The organism is Acinetobacter sp. FDAARGOS_494 (assembly GCF_003812225.1).
Classification (GTDB): Bacteria; Pseudomonadota; Gammaproteobacteria; order Pseudomonadales; family Moraxellaceae; genus Acinetobacter; species Acinetobacter baumannii.
The window spans coordinates 1,478,757-1,503,095 of record NZ_CP033866.1 but is presented as its reverse complement, the minus strand read 5'-3'; the positions used below and the strand labels follow the sequence as shown (position 1 = coordinate 1,503,095).

Genomic DNA, 24,339 nt, shown 5'->3' with positions numbered 1-24,339 from the left:
ACAAAGAAATGGTATGAGTGATGAGTGAAGCTGTTCCCTCAGTTGTTGCGATTGACATTGGGACGCATAAAGTTTCAGTTTTGATTGGAAAAATTCATGCGCCGGATAACATTCAGGTTATCGGTATGGCAACTGCTCGCAATCGAGGCATGAACAAAGGAAAAATTGTAAGTCTCGATAAAGTCATTGCTGCGATTAAAAACGCTGTTGCTGAAGCGGAAAATATGGCCGAATGTCGCATTCATAGTGCGTGGGTATCTATTCCGAGTACCGAGCTACAAAGTTTCTATGCTTCTGGACGCACACCTGTTGCTAACCCGGCACATGTGATTACAACCAATGAAGTTGTACGTGCATTAGAGTTGGCAAAAGCAAGCCATGTGACTTCTGACTATTATCTAGCGAGTGCAGTCCCATTAGGATTTGAATTAGGCGACTCATCTGAATGGGTTCAAAACCCAATCAATATGACCGCTCACAGCATGACTGGTCATTATCAGCTTATGATGATGCCGATTGCCACTATGCAAAACCTTGATCGTGCGATGAAAGGCGCGAACATTGGAGTTGAGAAAATGGTGGTTTCTTGCTTGGCTACGGCTGAGGCAAGTTTGCTTAAAGATGAAAAAGAATATGGTGTCTGTCTTGTCGATATTGGTGCAGGTATTACCAATCTGGCAGTTTATTTAGATGGCCGTTTGGCTTTAGCACGCACCTTACAGCGTGGTGGTGAGCATGTAACACGTGATATTGCTGCCGTGTTACAAACAACCACTGAAGAAGCTGAACGTATTAAGATTCTGCATGGCTGCGTTGATCTAAGTGCTGTTAAGCCTGACCATATGATTCAAGTACAGGGTATTGATGGTCCGCAAACGATTAGCCGAATTGAGTTGGCGGAAATTATTATTGCTCGTTATGAAGAGATTTTCAGCCAGATTCGCGAAGAACTCGAACAAAGCGGTGCAATCCATGGTCTATATCATGGTGTTGTATTGACTGGTGATGCTTGCCAGATTGAAGGTATGGTAAGTTTGGCGCGTCGTATGTTAGGTGTGTCTGCCCATCTAGGTAATCCTCCATTACAGGTGTATGCTGATGATCAGCATCAAGCTGCATTACGCCGCTCAATGTATGCAACAGCAGCTGGTTTACTTATGTTTAGCCAAAGTGAATTACAAGAAGCTGTTGAGGAGCCTGAAGAGGGAAATGACCGTTCGGTATGGGAACGAATGGTGAATGGCTGGAATGCTTTTAATAGCAAACTTAAAGCCATTTTTTAGGATGTATGTATTTATTGGTAGAATTGTTAGGAAGTTGTAAGAGAAAACCACTGTACTTGACAAGGTTGGTATTGCACAGCATTCTTAAAATTAGTTATTTTTGAAAATCAAGGCAGTATACGGGCTGAAGTGACTGCCATAATGTATTAGGAACCCTAAAGGTCATGGCCTCATTTGAATTTATAGAAGATGAACTAAACGATGGCAACGGTCAAGCCCGTTTCACTGTATTTGGTGTAGGTGGCGGTGGCGGTAATGCCGTTCAGCACATGGTACAGTCTGATATTCAGGGTGTTAAATTCGTTTGTGCTAATACAGATAAACAAGCACTTGACTGTATGAATGCCCCTTTCAAAATTCAGTTAGGTGAGCAAAGTACACGCGGTCTAGGTGCAGGTGCTAACCCTGAAGTAGGCCAGGTAGCAGCAGAAGAAAGCCGTGAAATTATTCGTCAGCACCTTGAAGGGACTGACATGGTGTTTGTAACCGCTGGTATGGGTGGTGGTACAGGTACTGGTGCAGCTCCGGTTGTTGCCGAAGTTGCTAAAGAAATGGGGATTTTGACTGTTGGTGTTGTAACAACTCCATTTAACTTTGAAGGCCGTCGTCGTCAAAAGTCTGCTGAGCGTGGTATTGAAGCGCTGGAAGCTCATGTTGATTCATTGATTATTATTCCTAACCAACGTTTATTAAGCGTTTATGGTGATATTTCAATGAAAGATGCCTATAAAAAGGCAGATGACGTATTGTTAAACGCTGTACGCAGTATTTTTGACCTTGTAGTTAACCGTGGTCATATTAACCTTGACTTCGCGGACTTGAAAACTGCAATGAGTACTCGTGGTTACGCAATGATGGGTGCTGGTTTGGGCCGTGGTGAAGACCGTGCGCGTCAAGCAGCTGAACAAGCTATCCGTAGCCCATTGCTTGATAATGTGAATATTATTAATGCGAAAGGCGTGTTAATTAACATTACTGGTGGTGATGACATCACATTACGTGAAACAGAAATCATTACTGACGTTGTTAACCAGATTGTTGACCTCGATGAAGGTGAAATCTTCTACGGTACAGTATTTGACCCAGATGCACGTGATGAATTACGCGTAACTGTGATTGCAACTGGTTTAACTCGTAATGCAGCTGATGCAGAGCCAAGAAAGCGTAATACAGTTAGTCATACATCAACTCAATCTGCTCAATCTGTAGATGAAGATGATGTTCCTGCAATTAATAAACGCCAAAATGCTGAAAATGACGTGAATAATGCGCCAAGTTCAACTCCGCGTTCTTCGCCAATGAGTATCCAAGATTACTTGAAAAATCAGCAACGTAAGTAATTTAGCGTATAATCTATCGAAAGGCAGTGTATAAACACTGCCTTTTTTTATTTTTGATCAATGACTAAATATGCTAACGTATAGCGGTTTTAAAAAAGAAGTTACAAAGCATGGTGAAACAGCGTACTCTCAATCGTGTGGTAAAAGCGAGTGGAATAGGTCTTCATAGCGGTCAAAAAGTGATGATCAATTTCATTCCACATACCGTGGATGGAGGTATTGTATTTCGCCGTATCGATTTGGATCCACCTGTCGATATTCCTGCTAATGCATTGCTGATTCAAGAAGCATTTATGTGTTCAAATCTTGTCACTGGCGATATTAAAGTCGGGACAATCGAACATGTGATGAGTGCGATTGCCGGTTTAGGAATCGATAACTTAATTGTGGAAGTGTCCGCATCCGAAGTTCCAATTATGGATGGTAGTGCTGGTCCATTTATTTATTTGCTCATGCAAGGTGGCTTGCGTGAACAAGATGCTCCTAAGAAATTTATAAAAATATTAAAGCCAGTTGAGGCTTTAATTGATGATAAAAAAGCAATATTCAGCCCGCATAATGGCTTTCAGCTTAACTTTACGATTGATTTTGATCATCCTGCATTTGCCAAAGAGTATCAGTCTGCAACTATCGATTTTTCTACTGAAACGTTTGTGTATGAAGTCAGTGAGGCACGAACTTTTGGTTTTATGAAAGACTTGGATTATCTCAAAGCAAATAATTTAGCTTTAGGAGCAAGTCTAGATAATGCAATTGGTGTAGATGATACGGGTGTTGTGAACGAAGAAGGATTACGATTTGCCGATGAGTTTGTTCGTCATAAAATTTTAGATGCAGTTGGTGATTTGTATTTACTTGGTCATCAAATTATTGCCAAGTTTGATGGCTATAAATCAGGACATGCCTTAAATAATCAGCTATTACGCAATGTTCAAAGCGATCCGAGTAATTATGAAATTGTAACATTTGATGACGAGAAAGACTGTCCAATTCCATACGTGAGTGTGACATAAGTCATTGTCTTTATTTGGCTATGTTATAATGTAACATTAGTAAGTGTGATTTTTATCACATATTAAGAACGATTCTAATTAAGAAATAGAAAGCTCATCATTTTTTATTGCTTGCCAAACGTAGTAAAGCTTGGCTAAGCTTAGGGTCGCTCACGAAGTCGGCGGCACTACGTAACATTTCTTGTGTTTCCGGGGGGATGGATTTAGAAGGCTCAGATGAGGTCGTTACAGGAATAGTTTTATTTCTTAAGCGAACTTGAATTCTTTGTAAGTCTTTTAATCCTTCAAGTTGAGATAATTTAGATACATATTGGCTCTGTAAATAGCTGAGTTGACTAATCATTGCCTGATTTTCACCAGTAATAATTAAAGAGCCATTTTGATAACACACGACTTGCCATTGTTCCGGTTGGGGCAATAAGGGTTGGATTATTTTCGTAAGTCTTTGCCATTGCGCGACTTGCGTTGTTAGAAACGTAAGGTTTCCTGTTTTTATGTGTTTTCCGGTTTGTTGAAAAACGTTATCGGGTTTAGACATTGATCATTCTCAAATGGTTTCTTGTCCTAATCTTAAGCGTTCATTTCAACCGATATCAAGGAAGAGATCATAAGGAACTTGAGTAAGAACAGTTTCAAGAGGTTTTTATGCACACGCGTCGTATTTTATTAGCGTTTTCACTTGCCGCTTCGGCAGCATCGGTTGCTTTTGCAGATTATCAAAATATTAACCAATCTACTGATTCAGATCGATTGGAACAGTTATCAAAAACACTATCTCAAGGCTCATATACTCATCCTGATGATTTAGATCTTCCGGCGAGTGCAAAAGTTTCAGTGACTTTACGTGAGAAAACAGTTGAACTCAACAATGATTCACTGGCAAAGAAATACGGCACTACGACAGCTAAAAACTCATTTAAAACCTCTTCTTCAAATCCTTATTCTTGGTTAGTTTCTCATCCTCTTCCTGATACAGTACGTGTTTCTTCTAACTTTGGTGGTCGTACCATGGGTGGTCGTGCAGAGCATCACGGTGGTTTAGATATGGCTGCACCAAGTGGTACACCAATCTATGCGACTGGCCCGGGTATTGTGACTAAATCAGGCTGGGGCACAGGTTATGGCCAATATGTTGAAATTAACCATGGTAATGGTTATTTAACGCGTTACGCACATGCTTCACGCTTAATGGTTCGAGTAGGTGATCAGGTTTCTGCTGGTGATCATATTGCTAATGTTGGTTGTACAGGTCGGTGTACTGGTCCACATTTACATTACGAAGTAGTTAAAGATGGTCAACGTAAGAATCCATCAACTTACTTGGCAATGTTGCCTTAATTACATTGCCTCCAAGGTCAAGGTTATTAAATTTATGAATTTGAAATTAACTTAAACCTTTTTTAACGTAATGATTGTATAAAAAAACGCCTTTATTGGCGTTTTTTTGTTATTTTGTTTACTGCTCGGTCAATGACTATTCATTCAGAAAATAATAGGCCCCCCCCACATTCACCCGTGGCAATAACTTGAAAGGGGTAAAACGTGGTAAAAATACAAAGTAGATTAGAGAACAAGGAACAGGTGAATTATGGCGTTTTACGGTGACTCCGACGCACAAGAAACCCAAGAATGGCAAGATGCATTCGATTCAGTTTTACAACACATGGGAACTGAGCGAGCGGCATTCTTGTTGGAAAAACTTTACCAACAAGCAATTGCTAAGCATGTTCCAATTCAACGTCTCAATACACCTTACTTAAATACAATTTCTGTTGAAGAGCAACCTGCAATGCCAGGCGACCAAGATATGGAACGCCGTATTCGTGCATTGATTCGTTGGAATGCCTTAGCAATGGTACTTCGCGCGAATAAAACAGGTGATGATTTAGGTGGTCACTTGGCGAGCTTCGCATCAAGTGCAACATTATATGACGTAGGTTTTAACCATTTCTTCCGCGCTAACAGTGATAACTTTGGCGGAGATATGATTTATTACCAAGGACACTGTGCTCCTGGTATTTATGCACGTTCATTCCTTGAAGGACGTTTAACTGAAGAACAGTTAAGTAATTTCCGCCGTGAAGTTGGCGGTAACGGTTTACCAAGCTATCCACATCCATATTTAATGCCTGACTATTGGCAATTCCCAACTGTATCAATGGGTCTTGGTCCAATCATGTCGATTTATCAAGCGCACATTCAAAAATATTTGATGAACCGTGGCTTGATCAAAGAAGAAGATCGTAAAGTTTGGGCATATCTCGGTGATGGCGAGATGGATGAGCCAGAAAGCTTAGGCGCGATCTCACTTGCTGGTCGTGAGAAGCTTGATAACTTAATTTGGGTAGTTAACTGTAACTTACAGCGTCTAGATGGTCCTGTACGTGGTAACGGTAAAATTATTCAAGAACTTGAATCAATCTTCCGTGGCGCAGGCTGGCGTGTCATTAAAGTAGTATGGGGTCGTCATTGGGATCCATTACTAGCTAAAGACACAAGCGGCGCATTAAAAGCACGTATGGAAGAAGCTGTTGATGGCGACTATCAACGCTATCAAGTAAAAGGCGGTGCATATACACGCGAAAAATTCTTTGGTAAGTACCCGGAAGCTGCGGAACTTGTAAAAGATTTAAGCGATGAAGATATCGATAATCTTAACCGTGGTGGTCATGACCCTTATAAAGTTTTTGCTGCATATGCAGAAGCGATGAAAGCAAAAGGTCAACCAACAGTAATCTTGGCGAAAACTATTAAAGGTTACGGTTTATCTGAAGAAATTGAAGCGGTGAACAAAACTCACCAAATCAAAAAGATGCAAATTGACTCTTTAAGATATGTACGTGACCGTTTCAATCTTCCATTCACAGATGAGCAATTAGAAGAGCTTCCATTCTATCGCCCAAGTGAAAACTCTCCAGAAATGAAATATATGAAAGCGCGTCGTGAAGCGTTAGGTGGTTACTTACCTGCACGTCGTCGTGAGAGTGAATCTTTAGCGATTCCTGATCTATCTGTATTTGATGCAGTGTTGAAAGGTTCGGGTGGCAAAGAGCAATCAACCACTATGGTGATGGTTCGTTTAATTGCTGCTTTACTTAAAGAAAAAGCAATTAAAGACCGCGTAGTGCCAATCGTTCCGGATGAAGCACGTACTTTTGGTTTAGAGGGTATGTTCCGTCAGCTTGGTATTTATGCCGCTCACGGTCAAAAATATACACCGGAAGACCAAGAGCAGTTAATGCATTACCGTGAAGCAAAAGACGGTCACATGTTACAAGAAGGGATTAACGAAGCAGGTGCGATGAGTGCATGGGCTGCGTTAGCGACAAGTTATTCAACCAATAACTTGCCAATGATTCCAATGTACATGTACTACTCAATGTTTGGTTTCCAACGTATTGGTGATATTGCATGGGCTGCGGGTGACGCACAAGCTCAAGGTTTCTTGTTAGGTGCGACTGCTGGCCGTACAACATTGAACGGTGAAGGCTTGCAGCACCAAGACGGTCATTCTCACATCTTGGCGAACACGATTCCAAACTGCGTATCTTATGACCCATGTTTTGGTTATGAGTTGGCTGTCATCGTACATGACGGTTTACAACGTATGTATGTGAACCAAGAGCGTGTGTTCTATTACTTAACGGTAATGAATGAAAACTACGAGCATCCTGCAATGCCAGAAGGCGTTGAAGAAGGCATTAAACGTGGTATGTATTTATTCGAGAAAGATGAAAAAGCAACTGTTCAGTTACTTGGTTCAGGTGTAATCCTTCGCGAAGTGATTAAAGCTGCGAAAATCTTACGTGATGAATACCAAATCCATTCAAACGTTTGGAGTGTAACAAGCTTCAATGAATTGGCACGTGATGGTATGGCATGTGAAGAATACAACCGCCTACACCCACTTGCTGAAGAAGTTAAAGAATCTTGGGTATCTAAACAATTACGTGGTACGGAAGGTATCGTAGTTTCTGCGACCGACCATATGCGTGCTTATAGTGAACAAATCCGTGCTTATCTTCCAGATGGTCGCCCATTTGTTGCATTGGGTACAGATGGTTACGGCCGTTCAGATACACGTGCGAACTTACGTAGTTTCTTTGGTGTTGATGCTGCGCACATCGTTGTTGCTACCTTGAAAAAATTAGCTGACGAAGGTGAAGTAGACGCACGTTTAGTGAAAGATGCAATTTCTAACTTTGAGCTAGATACTGACCGTCCGGTTGCATGGGCGCCGCAAGCACATCCGGAAGTTCAGCCAGTTGCTGAATACAATGAAACACAAACAGGTGAGGGGAACTAAGCATGCAAATTAAGACCCCTGATATTGGTGTAGATAAAGCAAACGTCGCTGAAATTTTAGTAAAAGTTGGCGACCGTGTTGAAGTTGACGACAGTATCGTTGTGCTTGAGTCTGATAAAGCAACTGTTGAAGTGCCTAGCACTTCAGCAGGTGTCGTAAAAAGTATCTTGATTAATCAAGGTGATGATGTGACTGAAGGTGTTGCTTTGATTGAGATCGAAGCAGAAGGTGCGGCACAAGCAGCACCGGAACCAACACCAGCTCCTGCGGCTGAAAAGCCAGCTGCTCCAGCACCGGCGCAACAAACTCAGGCTTCAGCTCAACCTGCTGCTACATCAACTGCAACTGTTGAAGTGACTGTACCTGACATCGGTGTTGAAAAAGCATTGGTTGGTGAAATCCTCGTTAAAGTGGGTGACCAGATCGATGTCGAACAAAGTATTGTGGTTGTAGAGTCGGATAAAGCGACTGTAGAAGTTCCAAGTAGTGTTGCTGGTACTGTAGAAAGTATTCAAGTGAAAGAAGGCGATACCGTTAAAGAAGGTGTTGTTCTTATTCAAGTGAAAACAGCAGCTGCATCTAATGCGCAAGCAGAAGCTCCTACTACTACACCAGCTCCAGCTGCGGTAGCAGAACCGGTTGCTGCAAAGCAAGAAACTGTGGCAGCGGCTCCAGCTCAGTCTGGTTCAGTTGATATCAATGTTCCTGACTTGGGTGTAGACAAAGCTGTTGTTGCTGAAATCTTGGTTCAAGTTGGCGATAAAGTTGATGTAGACCAAAGCCTTGTTGTTGTAGAGTCAGATAAAGCAACTGTGGAAGTTCCAAGTACCGTTGCTGGTGTTGTAAAAGCAATTCACTTGCAAGCAGGCCAACAAGTTTCACAAGGTGTATTGCTTGCAACAATTGAAGCTGAAGGCCAAGCACCTGCTGCTGCACCAGCGGCAAAAGCAGAAGCAGCCCCAGCTCCACAGGCAGCAGCACCTAAAGCAGCCGCTCCTGTTGCAACTCAGTCTGCACCTGCGGCGTCTACATCTGGTACTGATAAGTTAACGAAAGAGCAAGAAGCAGAAAACGCTAAAGTGTATGCTGGTCCTGCTGTTCGTAAGCTGGCTCGTGAACTTGGTGTAATCTTGTCACAAGTTAAAACTTCTGGTGAGCATGGCCGTGTTGTCAAAGAAGATATCTTTGCTTATGTGAAGAGTCGTTTAACTGCACCGCAAGCTGCACCAATAGCTCAAGCTACCGCTGCTCCGGCTGGATTGCCGTCATTACCTGACTTTACTGCTTTTGGTGGCGGTGAAGTGAAACCAATGACGCGTTTACAGCAAGTTTCTGTACCGCAGTTGTCTTTAAACAACTACATTCCACAAGTAACTCAGTTTGACCTTGCGGATATTACTGAGCTAGAAGCTTGGCGTGGTGAGTTGAAAGACGGCTTTAAGAAACAAGGTGTGAGCCTAACAATTTTAGCATTTATTGCAAAAGCAGTAGCTCACTTGTTGAAAGAAGAGCCTTATTTCGCGGGTCACTTAGCAGATGATCAGAAATCTGTATTGCTCCGTAATGAAATCCATATGGGTATTGCGGTTGCGACTCCAGATGGTTTGACAGTACCTGTACTACGTAATCCTGACCAAAAATCAATTAAGCAAATTGCTGTTGAATTAGGTGAGTTGAGTAAAAAAGCGCGTGATAAGAAATTAACACCGAAAGATTTACAAGGTGCTAACTTCACGATCACAAGCTTGGGCTCAATTGGCGGTACAGCATTTACGCCACTAGTTAACTGGCCACAAGTTGCAATTTTGGGTATTTCACCTGCAACGATGCAGCCTGTATGGAATGGTAAAGACTTTGATCCACGCTTAATGTTGCCGTTGTCATTGTCTTATGACCACCGTGTAATTAATGGTGCGGATGCAGCGCGCTTTACAAATAAACTTACGAAACTTCTTAAAGATATTCGTACTTTATTAATCTAATGCTTTGAAAGAACATACTAAAACCTCGCTTCGGCGGGGTTTTGTTTTAATGTCTATTTGACTTAATTTTAGGTTAATCTACAGATTAAGCAGGATTTATCGAGATTGAGGAGACATTTCTCGTTATTACATAAAGGAGAAATAGTAAATGTTGGGTTTTCTGAAAATTATGTTGCCCTTGTTGTTGGTTGTATTTTTATTGATGGGAATATGGGTCAGTATTTTGCACTTCCCTTGGGAGTGGATGACTTATGTTGTCATGGGGATTGAAGTGTTTGTCGCTACTCTGATTTTACCCCTTGAATATCAAACTGGAACAAGTAGCAGCCATATTGGTTTTATCAGTATAAGTGCTTGTCTTGCAGTGCTGTTAGGAATAGCCCGTTTATTCGTATGGACATGGGTAAAATTTTTTGCCTGAATATTTGAAAAATAGATTTAGTCGAATATAATAAGCCCATACTTCATTGGGGAGTAGCCGCTATTCACAGCAAATGTGAATAGGTGATGGTCAACATAATTGTTCAACAGAACATGGTCATCATAGCTTAAACGTCTCATCGTTCCTGAGTTGGCAAGACCTTTGATTTACCACTCTGCAATCATTTTATGATATTTGGCTAGCAGGAGGGGTAGGTCATAGGCATTTATGCTAGCCAGAGAACCGACATGCAAGAATTTCTGATTTCTACTTCGATTGTTGCCCTCGCTGAAATGGGCGATAAAACTCAATTGTTGGCACTTTTATTATCTGCTCGTTTTCGTAAGCCAATCCCTATTTTAATCGCGATTCTTTTAGCAACTTTAATTAACCATGGTATTTCTGCTGTGCTTGGGCAGTGGATTACAACGGTTTTAAGCCCTGAAATCTTAGTCTGGGTACTTGCAGTTGGTTTCATTGGTATGGCGTTCTGGATGCTTATTCCGGATGAGCTTGATGATGAAACAGCGAGTATTAATAAATGGCAAAAGTTTGGCGTTTTTGGCGCAACCTTTATTTTATTTTTCTTGGCGGAAATTGGCGATAAGACCCAAATTGCAACAGTCGCTTTAGCTGCACGTTATGACAGCATTTTCTGGGTAATGTTAGGCACAACTTTAGGAATGATGATTGCCAACGCACCAGCTGTATTTATTGGCAACAAATTGGCTGAACGTTTGTCTATTGCGCTCATTCATAAAATTGGCGCCGCTATTTTCTTCATTGTAGGTGTTTCTACGCTCGTACAGCATTATTTCTTCTAACGCATTTTAAGCTGCGAAAAAAACGCACTCGAATGGAGTGCGTTTTTTTATAGGTAATTTTAATAGTTAAATTTCACAGTAAAGTTAATTTGGCGTGGATTGCCTAGAGTTACCAAATTTTCGTTGAGAGCACCTGTATAGTAATCTTTATCAAATAAATTACGAATCGCAAGTTGGGCACCCCAACGCTCAGCATCATAACCCGCTTCGGTATCAAATACTGTATAGCCCGGAACATGCACATCTAAACCATCAACGGTTTTATAAGTTTCACCTCGGAAACCACCACCTACATACCAACCAAGTTTTGATGATGGATCAAATTTGTAACGAGCTGACAAGCTATAAGCGTGTTCAGGAATATTGTCGAGCGCTTTCCCTACATTGCTTGCATTTGCATCTTTACTAATTTCTGCATCAATTGTGTAGGTATATGCAGCCGTTAATTTTAATCCTTCTAAAATTTCTGCACTAAGTTCAGTTTCAATACCGCGAGTTAACTGTTCACCACGTTGTACTTTATAGCCACTATTCGCAGTATCAGTAACCAAAACATTCTGACGTTTTAGATCATACCAAGCGATAGCACCTTGAATTCGTTGATCGGGACTTTGTAATTTCATCCCGACCTCAACCTGTTTTCCTTTTTCTGGCTTAAATGGGTTGCTATTTACATCAGTACCACTATTTGGGGTAAATGAAGTAGCGTAGCTCACATAAGGTGCCACAATGTCATTGAGGGTATACATGACAGAAGCACTGCCCGTAAATGCATTATCTGATTGTTTACTCGCATTGCCAGTTACTAAACTTGTAGTTTGGGTTTGTGCCCAATCTTGACGTCCTGATAAGCTTAAAAGTAATTGATCATTAAGCTGAATACGGTCGCGTAAATAAAGCCCCAGATATTTGAGACGGTTGATATCACGTACATTTTGCTTCAATGTCACGTTCTGACCATAGACAGGGTTATAGATATTTAAATCACCAATATCATATTTATCATTGGTGTAATCACTTTTTTCCTGAAAAGCATCGACTCCAATATTAATGTCGTGCTGCATGCCATATAGATCAAACTGTTTATTTAAACGGTTATCGATGGCGAAGCTTAAGTTATCAATAACTTGGTGTCGGCTGTTATTTCTACGGCTGATAGTCGTGTAATCAATTTCACCTTGTTTATCTTTTGCCCAAAAGTTACTACCTGTACGAGCAAAGACTGCTTTGCCATCCATTTCGGTTTTTTGTACGGCAAAATTCTGGTTAAAGTTCCAGCCATTATCAAAAGTATGTTTAAACGTATAACCAGTGCGATAAACATCTGCCTCATATTTACCGAAATTAGGATCGCCAATATATAAACTACGATCTATAGATCCATTAGGGTTGTCTTTTAATGTACCAATTACAGGTAAACCTTGCTGACGAATATATTCGCGGTGTTGATAGCTTGCGATTACAGAGAGGTCAGTGTTATCACCGAGGTCAAAATTATAAGAAGGCGAGATATAAAAATTTTTAAAATAAACATAATCGGTTGGATCATCTTGATCAGAGATACGTCCATTTAAACGGAAAGCACCTTTTTCGCTATTGTTTGGGCTGTAGTTTAAATCGAATGTTCCTTCTTTAAGGCTGTAACTACCATAAGTCATGCTAGCACGTGCAAAGCTTTCTGCTTCCGGTCTTTTAGTCACTAAATTGACCATACCACCCGGAGCAACTAAACCGAAATTAATAGAAGCAGGACCTTTTAAAATTTGTACCTGATCCATACCAGATAGTTCGGTGGCAACATAAGTATTTTGGCCTACCCTTAAACCATCGACATACACCGAATCAGAAGAAGTTTGCCCACGGATAATGAAATCATCCCAACCGCGGCGACCAAGTTTCCCAGCTTCTACGCCTGCAACACCTTCAAGTGCATCTGCTAAAGTTCTTGCTTGTTTTTGGTCAAGTTGTTCGCGGGTGACGACAGAAACTGATTGAGCAGTTTTAAATAGAGGTGCATCTGATTTTAAAGCTGAATTTGCTTTTGTTGCGACATAAGAAGTGGGGTTTTCTTTTTGTGCTTGAATAGAAATAGTGGGTAACACATTGGTTGAATTTTGCTGTTCTGCCGGTTCTTCAGCATGACTTGTTGTCATTGAAGTAAAAATAGCAACTGCTAACAAAGTTTTTGAAGTTGAAAAAGCAAAGCGTTGAGTCATGGGAGGCCTAAACAGCACAAAAAGTAAATTTGATAATGAGAATTATTTTAATTTATTGCAGTTTAATTTTAAATAACATTATGATTCATTTATAAAATAAGAAAAGCAAAATCAATTTTAAAATATTATGAGAAAAATAGAGTAATTCATTGCATGAGTTATTGAATCCCATTATTTTATTATGGAAATAAAAATATCTAATATTTAAAGTTTTTTTGGGGAATTTTATGGGGTTTGAAAAAACAACATCACAGATATTATTTGATAATGGCGTACACAAATGTATTAGTTTTACCAGTTTGGTCAAAGGGGAAGGCATACAAGCCAATCAATTTTTAATTATTGATCATGAGCGTGCTGCCGTGATCGACCCGGGTGGTGATTTGACCTATGTTCCGCTGACAATGGAACTTAATAAATATACGCGCCTTAAAAATCTTGATTATGTGATGGCTTCGCATCAGGATCCAGACATTATCACCTCAATGCCCCGCTGGTTGGTTTATACCGATGCTAAAGTGGTGGCCTCAAGATTATGGGCACGGTTTTTACCTCACTTAAATTCATCATTTATGAGTGAGCGTATGAAAGGGAATTGGGAAGACCGTTTGATTGAGCTGCCTGATCGTGGTCAAGTGATTCAATTAGGTGAATCGAAACTTGTAATCATTCCAGCGCATTTCCTACATTCGGTGGGTAATTTTCAGTTTTATGATCCCGTGGCTAAAATTTTGTTTTCGGGCGATATGGGAGCATCCATCGTAGATGATGCAAGTCAGCCTCTAAAAGATTTTGATAGCCATGTGATGAAAATGAAAGCTTTTCATCAACGTTATATGTGTTCAAATAAAGTCATTCGCTTATGGGTCAACATGGTTCGTCAGATGGATATTGAAATGATTGTCCCTCAGCACGGTAGTCCATTTATTGGTAAAGAGATGATTAATCAGTTTTTAGACTGGATTGAAACATTGCCATGCGGTGTAGATTTAATGACAGAACAAATTTTTAGCTGTCCAACATAAAAAATAATGTTCGACATATTGAGTCCAATTTGAAATTTTTTTAGGATTTCGCGTCGCAGAAAAATTTTTGATGACGAGAATTTGAATAAAAATGTTATCTCAAGTTGCGACTCCAGATGAATGCCTACGCTGTGGGGCATGTTGTGCACATTTTCGGGTTTCATTTTACTGGGCTGAGGCCGAGTTAATGGAAGAACATCTAGTTGAACCTTTGACACCTGTCTATTCATGTATGCGTGGAACCAATCAGCCTGAGCCCCGATGTCAGGCTTTGACGGGTGAAATTGGTAAAGAGGTGGGTTGTTCTATCTATGCGGTGCGTAGTTCTACCTGTAGAGAAGTGCAGATTGCTGATGAGCAGTGTAATAAAGCTCGTTTAGCGCACCAGCTTATTCCTCTTATTCAAGTTAGCCCGGCAGATTCAGAGAATGATCACGACTATGATCAGGTGAGTTAAATATAAGCTAACACAATAATAAGTGGGAAATATTTAGAGTAGGCGAATATCTATTACTGAAAAAGGCAAAGATAATATGAAAATTGCATCGAAATTTGTTTATAATAGCTCACGGAATTTACCAGTGAGATTGTTATGCTGACCATCGTTCAAGAAGCGCTAACCTTCGATGATGTCTTATTACTTCCTGCCTACTCTACTGTTCTCCCAAAAGATGTCTCTCTAAAGACACGTTTAACTCGCGGCATTTATTTAAATATCCCATTAGTTTCAGCTGCAATGGATACAGTGACTGAGTCACGTATGGCGATTGCAATGGCGCAAAATGGTGGTATCGGGATTTTGCACAAAAACATGGATATTGCTGCTCAAGCTGCAGAAGTACGCCGTGTGAAAAAATTCGAAGCGGGTATGGTGAAAGACCCTATCACTGTAAGCCCTGAAACTACAGTACGTGAACTGATTGCAATTACCTCTGCTAATAACATTAGTGGTGTACCTGTTGTTAAAGACGGCAAGGTTGTTGGTATTGTGACAGGCCGTGATACGCGTTTTGAAACCAATTTAGAACAACCTGTTAGCAACATCATGACAGGCCAAGATCGTTTAGTCACTGTACGTGAAGGCGAGTCTAAAGAAAATATTCAAGCATTATTGCAAAAACACCGTATTGAAAAAGTCTTGGTTGTTGGCGAGAGCAACGAACTTAAAGGCTTAATTACAGTGACTGACTTCCGCAAAGCTGAGAGTTATCCAAACAGTTGTAAAGATGATCTTGGTCGTTTACGTGTTGGTGCTGCGGTAGGTACAGGTGCTGATACACCAAGTCGTGTGGAAGCATTGGTTGAAGCTGGTGTTGACGTCATTGTTGTTGATACAGCACATGGCCACTCTGCTGGTGTAATTGAACGTGTACGTTGGGTGAAACAAAACTTCCCTCAAGTACAAGTGATTGGTGGCAACATTGCAACTGGTGATGCTGCATTAGCATTATTAGATGCAGGTGCAGATGCTGTAAAAGTGGGTATTGGTCCTGGTTCTATCTGTACAACACGTATTGTGGCTGGTATCGGTATGCCACAAATTTCTGCAATTGACAGCGTTGCTAGCGCATTAAAAGATCAAATTCCTTTAATTGCAGATGGCGGTATCCGCTTCTCTGGCGATATGGCAAAAGCGATCGGTGCGGGTGCAAGTACGATCATGGTTGGTTCATTACTTGCAGGTACTGAAGAAGCGCCGGGCGAAGTTGAGTTTTTCCAAGGTCGTTACTACAAAGCATATCGTGGTATGGGTTCATTAGGTGCAATGGCGGGAGCAACTGGTTCTGCTGACCGTTATTTCCAAGATTCAAAAGCGGGTGCTGAGAAGTTAGTACCAGAAGGAATCGAAGGCCGCGTTCCATATAAAGGCCCAATGGGTAACATCGTTCATCAAATGATGGGTGGTTTACGTTCATCGATGGGTTATACAGGTTCAGCTGTGATTGAAGATCTTCGCCAAAATGCGAAATTTGTGAAAATTACTTCAGCAGGCATGTCAGAGTCACATGTTCATGATGTAACGATTACTAAAGAAGCTCCGAACTATCGTGTTGGTTAGATTTTGGTAACCAAAACAATCAAGAAAGCCGTCAGTACACTGACGGCTTTTTGTTTTTGGTGTAAAGTAAATCCGATGAAAAGAGATATGGCGGAATAGCCATATATGAAATGAGCCACGGCTGAAGTGGCGTAAAAATGAGATAAGCTATGAGTTATTTTGGAACGGATGGTATTCGTGGAAAATTTGGGCAAATGCCGATTACGCCAGAGTTTGCTTTAAAACTCGGTTTTGCTGCAGGGAAGGTATTAAAACGAACGAGTCCGAAAAATAAGCCACTTGTTGTATTAGGAAAAGATACTCGTTTATCCGGTTATATTTTAGAGTCTGCTTTGCAGGCGGGATTAAATGCTGCTGGTGTATATGTTCACTTACTTGGACCATTACCTACACCGGCTATTGCACATCTTACCCGTGCCTTACATGCACATGCAGGGATTGTTATTTCTGCATCACATAACCCATATTTTGATAACGGGATTAAGTTCTTCTCAAGTGAAGGTAAAAAATTACCAGATTCATTGCAGGAAGAAATTAATAAAGAATTAGAAAAAGATTTATTTATCGAAGACACTGCAAACTTAGGTAAAAGTGTTCGTGTGACCGATGCAAATGGTCGTTATATCGAATTTTGTAAATCTACATTCCCATATCATTTTGATTTAAATAATTTAAAAATTGTTGTGGATTGTGCTCACGGCGCTGCTTACAGCGTTGGCCCCTCGGTTTTCCGTGAACTCGGCGCTAAAGTTGTCGCTTTATACAATGAGCCAGATGGTTTAAATATTAATGAAAACTGTGGTTCAACTCATCCAGAGAGCTTACAAAAGGCGGTTGTGGAACATGGGGCTGACTTAGGTATTGCCTTTGATGGTGATGCTGACCGTGTAGTGATGGTTGATAAGTTCGGTAGCTTAATTGACGGTGACCACATCTTATATATTTTAGCGACTCAGGCAAAAAATAAGCCAGCAGGTGTTGTTGGTACGGTAATGAGTAACATGGCACTTGAAGTTGCACTTGAAAAAGCAAATGTTGGCTTTGTCCGTGCAAAAGTCGGTGACCGTTATGTGTTACAAGCCCTAGAAGAAAATGGATGGGTAACAGGTGGTGAGCCTTCTGGTCATATTCTGACTTTAGACAAGAGCACAACAGGCGATGCGATTATTGCAGCATTACAAGTGTTAACTGTGATGGTTGAGCAGAACAAAGCGCTGCACGAATTAGTTCACGACTTTAAACTGTACCCACAAGTTCTTGTAAATGTACGTTTGGAACAAATGCTTGATCCATATTCTATTCCTGCATTAGTTGCTGAGTTTAATAAAGCTGAAGAGCAGCTCAAAGGACGTGGACGTATTTTAATTCGTAAGTCTGGAACTGAGCCAGTCATTCGTGTCATGGTTGAAGGTGATAACGAGCAAGAAGTGAAAACTTTAGCTGAACATTTAGCAAATGCAGTTCGTTCACAGGCACAAGTCGCATAAGGTGTATGGCATGAGTGATGTCATTAAAGACTTAAGTGAATTGCGCTTAAGCTATGAACAAGGCGAGTTGTACGAGACTCAAGTTGCTAGCAATCCCCACGAGCAATTTCTAGGTTGGTTTAATCATGCCTTAGCAGCTAACTTGCATGAACCGTATGCAATGTCATTAGCAACTGCGAGTGCTAGTGGTCGTCCGCATGTCAGAACTGTGTTGTTACGCGGTGCGACAGAAGCAGGTTATGATTTCTATACCAACTATGACAGTCAAAAAGGTATAGATTTGGCAGAAAATCCATATGCTGAATTGTTATTTTATTGGCCAAGCTTAGAGCGTCAGGTACGAGTAGGTGGGCATGTTGTAAAAATTCCTGAACAGGAATCTACAGACTACTATCATAAACGTCCACGTGATAGCCAGATCGCAGCTCATATCAGTACCCCCCAAAGTGGCAAAATTGAAAGTCGCGAGTTGTTACAACAGCGTTTTCAAGACTTGCAACAACAAGTTCAAAGCCGTGAAGTACTCGATAAGCCGGAGTTCTGGGGCGGATATCGTCTACAGCCGGATTATTATGAGTTCTGGCAAGGGCGACCAAATCGTTTACATGACCGCTTGAGTTATGAAAAAATCGACGGTCAATGGACGTTGCACCGACTGATGCCTTAAATGACAAAAATACAAATTAAACAAAGACCTTTATTGACACGCCCTGAACAGTTTCAGGGCGTGCCTCCGTTTATTGCCGAAATTTTGGCAAGACGGGGCGTACAATCCGAGCAAGAACTAGAGTTAAAGCTTAAGAATTTACTGGCTCCTGAACTCAAGGGGTTGGATGCTGCTGTAGCATTAATGGATCAAGCCATCGATGAGCAGAAAAAAATAGTTATTGTGGGGGACTATGATGCTGATGGCGCAACCAGCACTGCTTTAATGATGCTCGTGCTTCGCGATATGGGAGCACAAGTCGACTATCTGGTACCGGATCGTTTTAAATATGGCTATGGACTTACTCCTGCCATTGCTGAGCTTGCTCATCACACCTATCAACCCGATCTATTAATTACGGTAGATAATGGAATTTCTAGCCATGCTGGTGTTGATGCAGCACATGCCCTAGGCATGCAAGTGATTATTACTGATCATCACTTAACGACTAAAGAAACACCACTTGCAGAAGCAGTTGTTAATCCAAATCAATTAGGCTGTGAGTTTCCAAGTAAGGCACTTGCCGGTGTTGGCGTTGCTTTTTATGTACTTGCCAATTTGGCGAGTCTACGCAATAGACAGGGTAAAAGCACAAGTAAAGTGACTCAATATTTAGATTTAGTCGCTTTGGGAACTTATGCCGATGTTGCTGTTTTGGATTATAACAACCGTATTTTGGTTGATGCCGGTGTAAAACGTATTCAGCAACATCAGTGTCGAGTGGGAATCTTAGCCTTACTCGATATCGCTGGTCGGGAAGCTACTTCAATACGTGCTCAAGATTTAGGTTTTGTGCTCGGACCGCGCATTAATGCTGCTGGACGTATGGAGAGTATGCGTATTGGGATCGAGTGTTTATTAGCTGACACGATGGAAACTGCATACCCCATTGCTCAGCAATTAAATCAGTTAAATATCGATCGCCGTCAAATTGAAGGGGAGATGAAGCAACAAGCTTTATCTGCTTTAGACAGTTTACAACTCTCACAACAAGATATTCCCGCGGCGCTTGTTCTGTTTGAAGAAAACTGGCACCAAGGTGTCATCGGGATTGTCGCGGGACGTTTAAAAGAACAGTTTCATCGCCCAACGATTGTGTTTGCTCCAGATGAAGATGGTATTCATATTAAAGGCTCAGCACGTTCCATTGATGGGGTGCATATTCGAGATACCATTGAACAAGTTGCCGAACAACATCCTGAGCTGGTGAGTCATTTTGGTGGACATGCGGCAGCGGCAGGCTTAACGATTCGTAAAGAAAACTTTGAAGCTTTTAAAACCGTATTTAATGATTGTGTAGCTGCTATGGATGAATCAATCTTTCAAGCGACATTATGGACCGATGGTGAGCTACCTGTCTCTGCTTTGCAATTAGATACCTTAAACTGGATTGAGCAATTAGGTCCGTGGGGACAAAAATTTCCACTGCCTCAATTTGAAGGATATTTTAAAGTTATCGATTTTCGTTGGCTCAAAGAGACACATTTAAAGCTTAGATTAGCGATAGACCAATATAGTTTCGATGCTATTGCTTTTAATGCAGCAGGTCGCTTCGAGTTTGATCCGATGCGAGACCATGTGCATTTGGTTTATGAAATAGACCGTAATGTCTTTAATGGTAATGTGAGCTTACAGCTACGCATTGTGCATTTAAATCAATAAAAAAATCCGCTCAATTGAGCGGATTTTTTTTAATCTAGGTTAGATTAGAAGCGGTATGCTGCACGAACACCATAAGTGTTGTCGTTATCACCGAATCCAACACGACCTTCAACACTTACTTGCTGATTTAAGAATTTTTTAGCATTGATACCAAATTCATCTTTATCAGTTAAGTCGTTGTTGTAGTAGTCCACACCTAAACTTAAAGTTTTATCGATGTAGTAGTCACCACGAACTTTATATTCGTCAAGGTCACCAAACGCACCATAAGCTTCAAGGTTTACGTCATGTTGACCAACTTGGGTTACATACTTAGCACGAACGGTAGGATCTGCACCGTCTTTACCGTCTTTCTCGTCGTAACCTTTAACACCTAGAGCAAGTAATAAACCAGGAGCTGGTAAATAACCTACTTCTGCAGCATAAGTAGTCACTTTACTGTCGATATTAGTGTTGTCGATTTCACGTTCGTTTCTGCCTACATCACCGCTAAGGTAAAAGTCAGAGTTAGGAACGAAGTACTCAACGCCTACGCCATATTGAGTGTCTTTTGTGCCGCTGTTATCGCCATAGTTAACATGTGCGTTAACGTTACTTGCACGGTTTAAGAATGCTGCTTCTGCAAGCGGTGCATTACGTGTTTGAACAGGGTTGAAATAATAAGTCCCATCAACACCGAATTTGCTTACGCTGCTGCCGTTATCTGGATCAAGATAATTGTAAGAACCACCAACTTCAGCTTGGTAAGCGTTTGCTGCGCCACTTACTGCAAGAGCAGATAAAAGAGCTGATGCAATTGCTAGTTTTTTCATGGAATCTCTCCCCTCTAAAAACGATTTTATAAATGTTTTGTTACAACTTTCAGTCTAGAGCAAAATCATTCACCGTCAATCTTGTCCAAGTAACTGGACTGTAACCATGTGCTTTTTATGTAACTAAATTTAATTTAATATATTGATTTTAAATAATAAAAAAACAATGTTTTATTTTATTAAAAATGAGGAGATTTTGTGTAGAAACTTAAAAATGCTGGAAAAGTACCCAATTTTGTATGGGGATGTTACGAGTTAAGCTTAAAATCTACTGAAAGAAAATTAGCAAACTTATTCATTGAAATAAGAGTTAGCGATTAAAGCAGGTTCGAAGATAACCGTAGCTATGATAAAATATTCGACTGTTTATCTGCTTTTATGGGAACACTCGCGTGGAAATTAATCCTTATCTAAACCAATTGAAAGACTTAACTGATCGTAGCCAAACACTACGGGGGTATCTTTGACTACGATCTAAAAAAAGAACGTTTAGAAGAAGTTTTACGTGAGTTAGAAGACCCTGCGATCTGGAATGATCAAAACCGTGCTCAGGCAATGGCGAAAGAAAAGGGCGAACTAGAAAACGTTATTAATGTATTAGATGGCTTATCTACACAGCTTGAAGATGCAAAAGCAATGTTGGATTTGGCTGTAGAAGCTGATGATGAAAGCTTGCTTGAAGATGTTCAGTCTGAACTGAGTACTGCTGAAGAAGAATTAGCAAAACTTGAATTCCGCCGTATGTTTAGCAATCCAATGGACCCGAATCCTTGCTATGTCGAGATTCAGGCGGGTTCAGGTGGTACAGAAGCACAAGATTGGGCTTCAATGCTATTACGTATGTATATGCGCTGGATTGAACGTCATGGTTTTAAAGCAGAACTTATGGAAGTCTCTGACGGTGACGTCGCAGGTATCAAATCTGCTACGATTCGTGTTGAAGGTGAATATGCGTATGGTTGGTTACGTACAGAATCTGGTGTACACCGTTTAGTACGTAAATCACCATTTGACAGTGGTAACCGTCGTCATACTTCTTTCTCTGCGGTATTTATTTCTCCAGAAGTTGATGACAATATCGAAATTGATATTAATCCTTCAGATGTTCGTACTGATACTTACCGTGCATCTGGTGCAGGTGGTCAGCACATTAACAAAACCGACTCGGCTGTGCGTTTGACGCATATTCCGACTGGTATTGTAGTGGCATGTCAGAACCAACGTTCACAGCATGCGAACCGTGATCATGCATGGAAACAGTTACGTGCAAAATTGTATGAATTAGAAATGCAAAAACGTAATGAAGCCGCTCAAGCACTTGAAGACTCGAAGTCTGATATTGGTTGGGGTAGCCAAATTCGTTCTTATGTACTTGATGACTCTCGAATCAAGGATTTGCGTACGGGTGTTGAAAATTCAAATACTGGTGCGGTTCTTGATGGTGACCTTGATCGTTTTATTGAAGCGAGTTTGAAACAGGGGTTATAAGAGTCTTTTGAACTTTTAATTCTGTATAACTCTTAAATTTTTAGCGATTAAAACGGCAAAGCAGTTCAGTGTTTGGAAGTTAATCGGAAAAACACGATATGAATATCGAAAAAAATAGATATGAATATCGTCAAAATACGATATTATGTTTTCGAAATGCTGAACAAAGCTTTGTTCGTTTACAAGACGTGTTGAGCCTATGGATATTGATGCAATTAGCAAAGCCCTAGCCAATCCTCTGCGTCGGCAGATTCTGCAATGGTTAAAAGAACCGGAGCATTATTTACCGGTAGAAGAGTGTGGTGGTAGTTTTGAAAAAGGGGTTTGCGCAGGTCATATTGAACGTTTGGGTAAAGTAGCTCAGTCTACAATGTCCAATCATTTGTCTGTATTACAGCAGGCGGGTCTCATTCAGGTCCAAAAATATGGACAATGGTCTTATTTTTCACGTAACGAAGCTTTGATTCAGCAATATATCGAACATTTAAAACAAACACTTTAAAACAAATAAAGTGTAAGTCGAGGCGATCATGGCTGAACTCAATACTCCCTTAACAGTTGGTGATTTTGAAATTAAAAATCGACTGGTAATGGCCCCATTAACACGTGCGCGTAGTGGCGAAAGCCGTGTTCCAAACGATTTAATGGTGGAATATTATCAGCAACGTGCAAATGCCGGTCTCATTCTCACTGAAGCAACAGTGATTGGTTCAAAAACCGTAGGTTATGCAGATACTCCGGGACTATGGTCACAAGAGCAAGCACAAGCATGGAATAAGATTATTGAAGCAGTTCATGCTCAAGGTTCAAAAATTGTAGTTCAACTGTGGCATGTGGGTCGTATTTCACATCCAGAGCTTTTAGATGGCGATATTCCTGTTGCACCGAGTGCGATTCAACCTGCGGGTGAAGTAAGTTTATTACGCCCTAAACGTCCATATGTAACGCCACGTGCGCTTTCAATTGAAGAAATTCAGGAAATTGTTGCTCAATATAAGCATTCAGCTGAATTGGCTAAAGCAGCAGGTTTTGATGGCGTTGAGCTACATGCAGCAAATGGTTATTTAATTGACCAGTTCCTTCAAAGTAATACTAACCAGCGTGATGATGAGTATGGTGGTCCGGTTGAAAACCGCGCTCGCTTGTTATTAGAAGTAGTTGATGCCTTTATTGAAGTGTGGGGCGCTGGCCGAGTAGGTGTGCATATTGCACCGCGTGGCGACTCGCATGATATGGGTGATGAAAACCCGCTAGCGACATTTGGTTATGTGGTTGAACAACTCGGCCAACGTAATGTGGCTTTCATTTTCTCTCGTGAATATGAAGCAGCTGATAGTATTAGCCCACAATTACGTAAAAAATTTAATGGTGTATGGATTGCCAATGAAAATCTGACACCAGAGTCAGCAAAACGTATCTTGCGTGAAGGTCAGGCAGATGCTGTATCTTTTGGTAAAGCATATATCGCTAACCCAGATCTATTACAGCGTTTAGAACAAGGCTTACCATTAAATGAACTTCAACCAACGACTTTATATGCTAAAGGCGCTGAAGGATATACAGACTATCCGGCTTTAGAAGCTTCATAAGTTCATAATATTATTTAAATTTACTATATGCTGAACTTGCTCTTTCGTGAGTTCAGTAAATAACTTTTCTTGTATATGGTAGAGTTTAGGTATCGAAACTCTGCCATTTTTTTTATCTATGTTATA

The 24,339-nt window shown here is 40.8% G+C and carries 20 protein-coding genes and 1 riboswitch; of the genes, 17 read left to right on the top strand and 3 right to left on the bottom strand.

The window, feature by feature from the left end:
- Positions 1–20 precede the first annotated feature (20 nt).
- From ftsA to lpxC, 3 genes are all read left to right on the top strand, one after another.
- Positions 21–1,283: a cell division protein FtsA gene (gene ftsA / locus EG365_RS07300; RefSeq protein ID WP_001287630.1), complete on the top strand. Its 1,263-nt coding sequence runs from the start codon at positions 21–23 to the stop codon at positions 1,281–1,283.
- 164 nt (positions 1,284–1,447) lie between these two features.
- Positions 1,448–2,623 (top strand): cell division protein FtsZ, encoded by a 1,176-nt coding sequence (ftsZ, locus tag EG365_RS07295; RefSeq protein WP_000135734.1) that lies wholly within the window; start codon positions 1,448–1,450, stop codon positions 2,621–2,623.
- Positions 2,624–2,733: 110 nt separating this feature from the next.
- Complete coding sequence (gene lpxC, locus EG365_RS07290; protein ID WP_000240700.1) at positions 2,734–3,636, top strand: UDP-3-O-acyl-N-acetylglucosamine deacetylase; 903 nt, start codon at positions 2,734–2,736, stop codon at positions 3,634–3,636.
- Positions 3,637–3,733: 97 nt separating this feature from the next.
- Here the strand turns inward: lpxC and EG365_RS07285 are convergent, their stop codons facing one another.
- On the bottom strand, positions 3,734–4,174 hold the full coding sequence (locus tag EG365_RS07285) for a DciA family protein (protein WP_000042455.1): 441 nt from the start codon (positions 4,172–4,174) through the stop codon (positions 3,734–3,736).
- Positions 4,175–4,281: 107 nt separating this feature from the next.
- On the opposite strand from EG365_RS07285, the gene EG365_RS07280 reads away from it, so the two are divergent.
- The 5 genes from EG365_RS07280 (at position 4,282) to EG365_RS07260 (ending at position 11,169) form a co-directional block, all read left to right on the top strand.
- Positions 4,282–4,974: a M23 family metallopeptidase gene (locus EG365_RS07280; RefSeq protein ID WP_000557460.1), complete on the top strand. Its 693-nt coding sequence runs from the start codon at positions 4,282–4,284 to the stop codon at positions 4,972–4,974.
- Positions 4,975–5,224: 250 nt separating this feature from the next.
- A complete protein-coding gene (gene aceE, locus EG365_RS07275; protein ID WP_000896433.1) occupies positions 5,225–7,942 on the top strand; it encodes a pyruvate dehydrogenase (acetyl-transferring), homodimeric type in 2,718 nt (905 codons plus the stop codon).
- A gap of 2 nt (positions 7,943–7,944) precedes the next feature.
- Positions 7,945–9,924: a 2-oxo acid dehydrogenase subunit E2 gene (locus tag EG365_RS07270; protein ID WP_001166121.1), complete on the top strand. Its 1,980-nt coding sequence runs from the start codon at positions 7,945–7,947 to the stop codon at positions 9,922–9,924.
- A gap of 148 nt (positions 9,925–10,072) precedes the next feature.
- On the top strand, positions 10,073–10,345 hold the full coding sequence (locus tag EG365_RS07265; RefSeq protein ID WP_000900286.1) for a hypothetical protein: 273 nt from the start codon (positions 10,073–10,075) through the stop codon (positions 10,343–10,345).
- A gap of 36 nt (positions 10,346–10,381) precedes the next feature.
- Positions 10,382–10,578, top strand: a riboswitch (yybP-ykoY riboswitch).
- 15 nt (positions 10,579–10,593) lie between these two features.
- Positions 10,594–11,169 (top strand): TMEM165/GDT1 family protein, encoded by a 576-nt coding sequence (locus tag EG365_RS07260; RefSeq protein ID WP_001154984.1) that lies wholly within the window; start codon positions 10,594–10,596, stop codon positions 11,167–11,169.
- A gap of 59 nt (positions 11,170–11,228) precedes the next feature.
- Here the strand turns inward: EG365_RS07260 and EG365_RS07255 are convergent, their stop codons facing one another.
- Positions 11,229–13,385: a TonB-dependent siderophore receptor gene (locus tag EG365_RS07255; protein ID WP_000194066.1), complete on the bottom strand. Its 2,157-nt coding sequence runs from the start codon at positions 13,383–13,385 to the stop codon at positions 11,229–11,231.
- A gap of 227 nt (positions 13,386–13,612) precedes the next feature.
- On the opposite strand from EG365_RS07255, the gene EG365_RS07250 reads away from it, so the two are divergent.
- The 6 genes from EG365_RS07250 to recJ all read left to right on the top strand — a co-directional run bounded on the left by EG365_RS07250 (position 13,613) and on the right by recJ (position 20,324).
- On the top strand, positions 13,613–14,410 hold the full coding sequence (locus EG365_RS07250) for an MBL fold metallo-hydrolase (RefSeq protein ID WP_000505326.1): 798 nt from the start codon (positions 13,613–13,615) through the stop codon (positions 14,408–14,410).
- A 91-nt stretch (positions 14,411–14,501) separates the two neighbouring features.
- A complete protein-coding gene (locus EG365_RS07245) occupies positions 14,502–14,867 on the top strand; it encodes a YkgJ family cysteine cluster protein (RefSeq protein WP_000952249.1) in 366 nt (121 codons plus the stop codon).
- A 135-nt stretch (positions 14,868–15,002) separates the two neighbouring features.
- Complete coding sequence (gene guaB, locus EG365_RS07240; RefSeq protein ID WP_000956023.1) at positions 15,003–16,469, top strand: IMP dehydrogenase; 1,467 nt, start codon at positions 15,003–15,005, stop codon at positions 16,467–16,469.
- 149 nt (positions 16,470–16,618) lie between these two features.
- Entirely contained in the window at positions 16,619–17,956 is a 1,338-nt protein-coding gene (gene glmM / locus EG365_RS07235; protein WP_000119873.1) for a phosphoglucosamine mutase, read from the top strand.
- 10 nt (positions 17,957–17,966) lie between these two features.
- Positions 17,967–18,623, top strand: coding sequence for a pyridoxamine 5'-phosphate oxidase (pdxH, locus tag EG365_RS07230; protein ID WP_001286115.1), 657 nt, complete (start codon positions 17,967–17,969; stop codon positions 18,621–18,623).
- Positions 18,624–20,324, top strand: coding sequence for a single-stranded-DNA-specific exonuclease RecJ (recJ, locus tag EG365_RS07225; protein WP_000161615.1), 1,701 nt, complete (start codon positions 18,624–18,626; stop codon positions 20,322–20,324). It abuts the gene before it with no gap.
- 44 nt (positions 20,325–20,368) lie between these two features.
- On the opposite strand, the gene EG365_RS07220 is transcribed toward recJ, so the two are convergent.
- Positions 20,369–21,136, bottom strand: a complete 768-nt coding sequence (locus EG365_RS07220) for a putative porin (protein WP_000731728.1) — start codon at positions 21,134–21,136, stop codon at positions 20,369–20,371.
- A gap of 392 nt (positions 21,137–21,528) precedes the next feature.
- Between EG365_RS07220 and prfB the strand changes: the two genes are divergently transcribed.
- The 3 genes from prfB to EG365_RS07205 all read left to right on the top strand — a co-directional run bounded on the left by prfB (position 21,529) and on the right by EG365_RS07205 (position 24,213).
- Positions 21,529–22,624, top strand: a protein-coding gene (gene prfB / locus EG365_RS07215) for a peptide chain release factor 2 (RefSeq protein ID WP_096640204.1) whose coding sequence is annotated in 2 segments (ribosomal slippage) — positions 21,529–21,600 and positions 21,602–22,624 — 1,095 coding nt in all. Because the reading frame shifts where the segments join, the coding sequence is not laid out codon by codon here.
- Positions 22,625–22,823: 199 nt separating this feature from the next.
- Entirely contained in the window at positions 22,824–23,126 is a 303-nt protein-coding gene (locus tag EG365_RS07210) for an ArsR/SmtB family transcription factor (protein ID WP_000350419.1), read from the top strand.
- Positions 23,127–23,154: 28 nt separating this feature from the next.
- Positions 23,155–24,213 (top strand): alkene reductase, encoded by a 1,059-nt coding sequence (locus EG365_RS07205; protein WP_000819047.1) that lies wholly within the window; start codon positions 23,155–23,157, stop codon positions 24,211–24,213.
- The last annotated feature ends 126 nt before the right edge of the window (positions 24,214–24,339 follow it).

Bases quoted from the DNA above. Each gene is read 5' to 3' on its own strand.
- EG365_RS07265 (WP_000900286.1), top strand. From the start codon at position 10,073: ATGTTGGGTTTTCTGAAAATTATGTTGCCCTTGTTGTTGGTTGTATTT.
- EG365_RS07205 (WP_000819047.1), top strand. From the start codon at position 23,155: ATGGCTGAACTCAATACTCCCTTAACAGTTGGTGATTTTGAAATTAAA.
- EG365_RS07255 (WP_000194066.1), bottom strand. From the start codon at position 13,385: ATGACTCAACGCTTTGCTTTTTCAACTTCAAAAACTTTGTTAGCAGTT.
- glmM (WP_000119873.1), top strand. From the start codon at position 16,619: ATGAGTTATTTTGGAACGGATGGTATTCGTGGAAAATTTGGGCAAATG.
- EG365_RS07210 (WP_000350419.1), top strand. From the start codon at position 22,824: ATGGATATTGATGCAATTAGCAAAGCCCTAGCCAATCCTCTGCGTCGG.
- EG365_RS07250 (WP_000505326.1), top strand. From the start codon at position 13,613: ATGGGGTTTGAAAAAACAACATCACAGATATTATTTGATAATGGCGTA.
- ftsA (WP_001287630.1), top strand. From the start codon at position 21: ATGAGTGAAGCTGTTCCCTCAGTTGTTGCGATTGACATTGGGACGCAT.
- EG365_RS07285 (WP_000042455.1), bottom strand. From the start codon at position 4,174: ATGTCTAAACCCGATAACGTTTTTCAACAAACCGGAAAACACATAAAA.
- recJ (WP_000161615.1), top strand. From the start codon at position 18,624: ATGACAAAAATACAAATTAAACAAAGACCTTTATTGACACGCCCTGAA.
- EG365_RS07260 (WP_001154984.1), top strand. From the start codon at position 10,594: ATGCAAGAATTTCTGATTTCTACTTCGATTGTTGCCCTCGCTGAAATG.
- guaB (WP_000956023.1), top strand. From the start codon at position 15,003: ATGCTGACCATCGTTCAAGAAGCGCTAACCTTCGATGATGTCTTATTA.
- ftsZ (WP_000135734.1), top strand. From the start codon at position 1,448: ATGGCCTCATTTGAATTTATAGAAGATGAACTAAACGATGGCAACGGT.
- EG365_RS07280 (WP_000557460.1), top strand. From the start codon at position 4,282: ATGCACACGCGTCGTATTTTATTAGCGTTTTCACTTGCCGCTTCGGCA.
- EG365_RS07220 (WP_000731728.1), bottom strand. From the start codon at position 21,136: ATGAAAAAACTAGCAATTGCATCAGCTCTTTTATCTGCTCTTGCAGTA.
- lpxC (WP_000240700.1), top strand. From the start codon at position 2,734: ATGGTGAAACAGCGTACTCTCAATCGTGTGGTAAAAGCGAGTGGAATA.
- EG365_RS07270 (WP_001166121.1), top strand. From the start codon at position 7,945: ATGCAAATTAAGACCCCTGATATTGGTGTAGATAAAGCAAACGTCGCT.
- EG365_RS07245 (WP_000952249.1), top strand. From the start codon at position 14,502: ATGTTATCTCAAGTTGCGACTCCAGATGAATGCCTACGCTGTGGGGCA.
- aceE (WP_000896433.1), top strand. From the start codon at position 5,225: ATGGCGTTTTACGGTGACTCCGACGCACAAGAAACCCAAGAATGGCAA.
- pdxH (WP_001286115.1), top strand. From the start codon at position 17,967: ATGAGTGATGTCATTAAAGACTTAAGTGAATTGCGCTTAAGCTATGAA.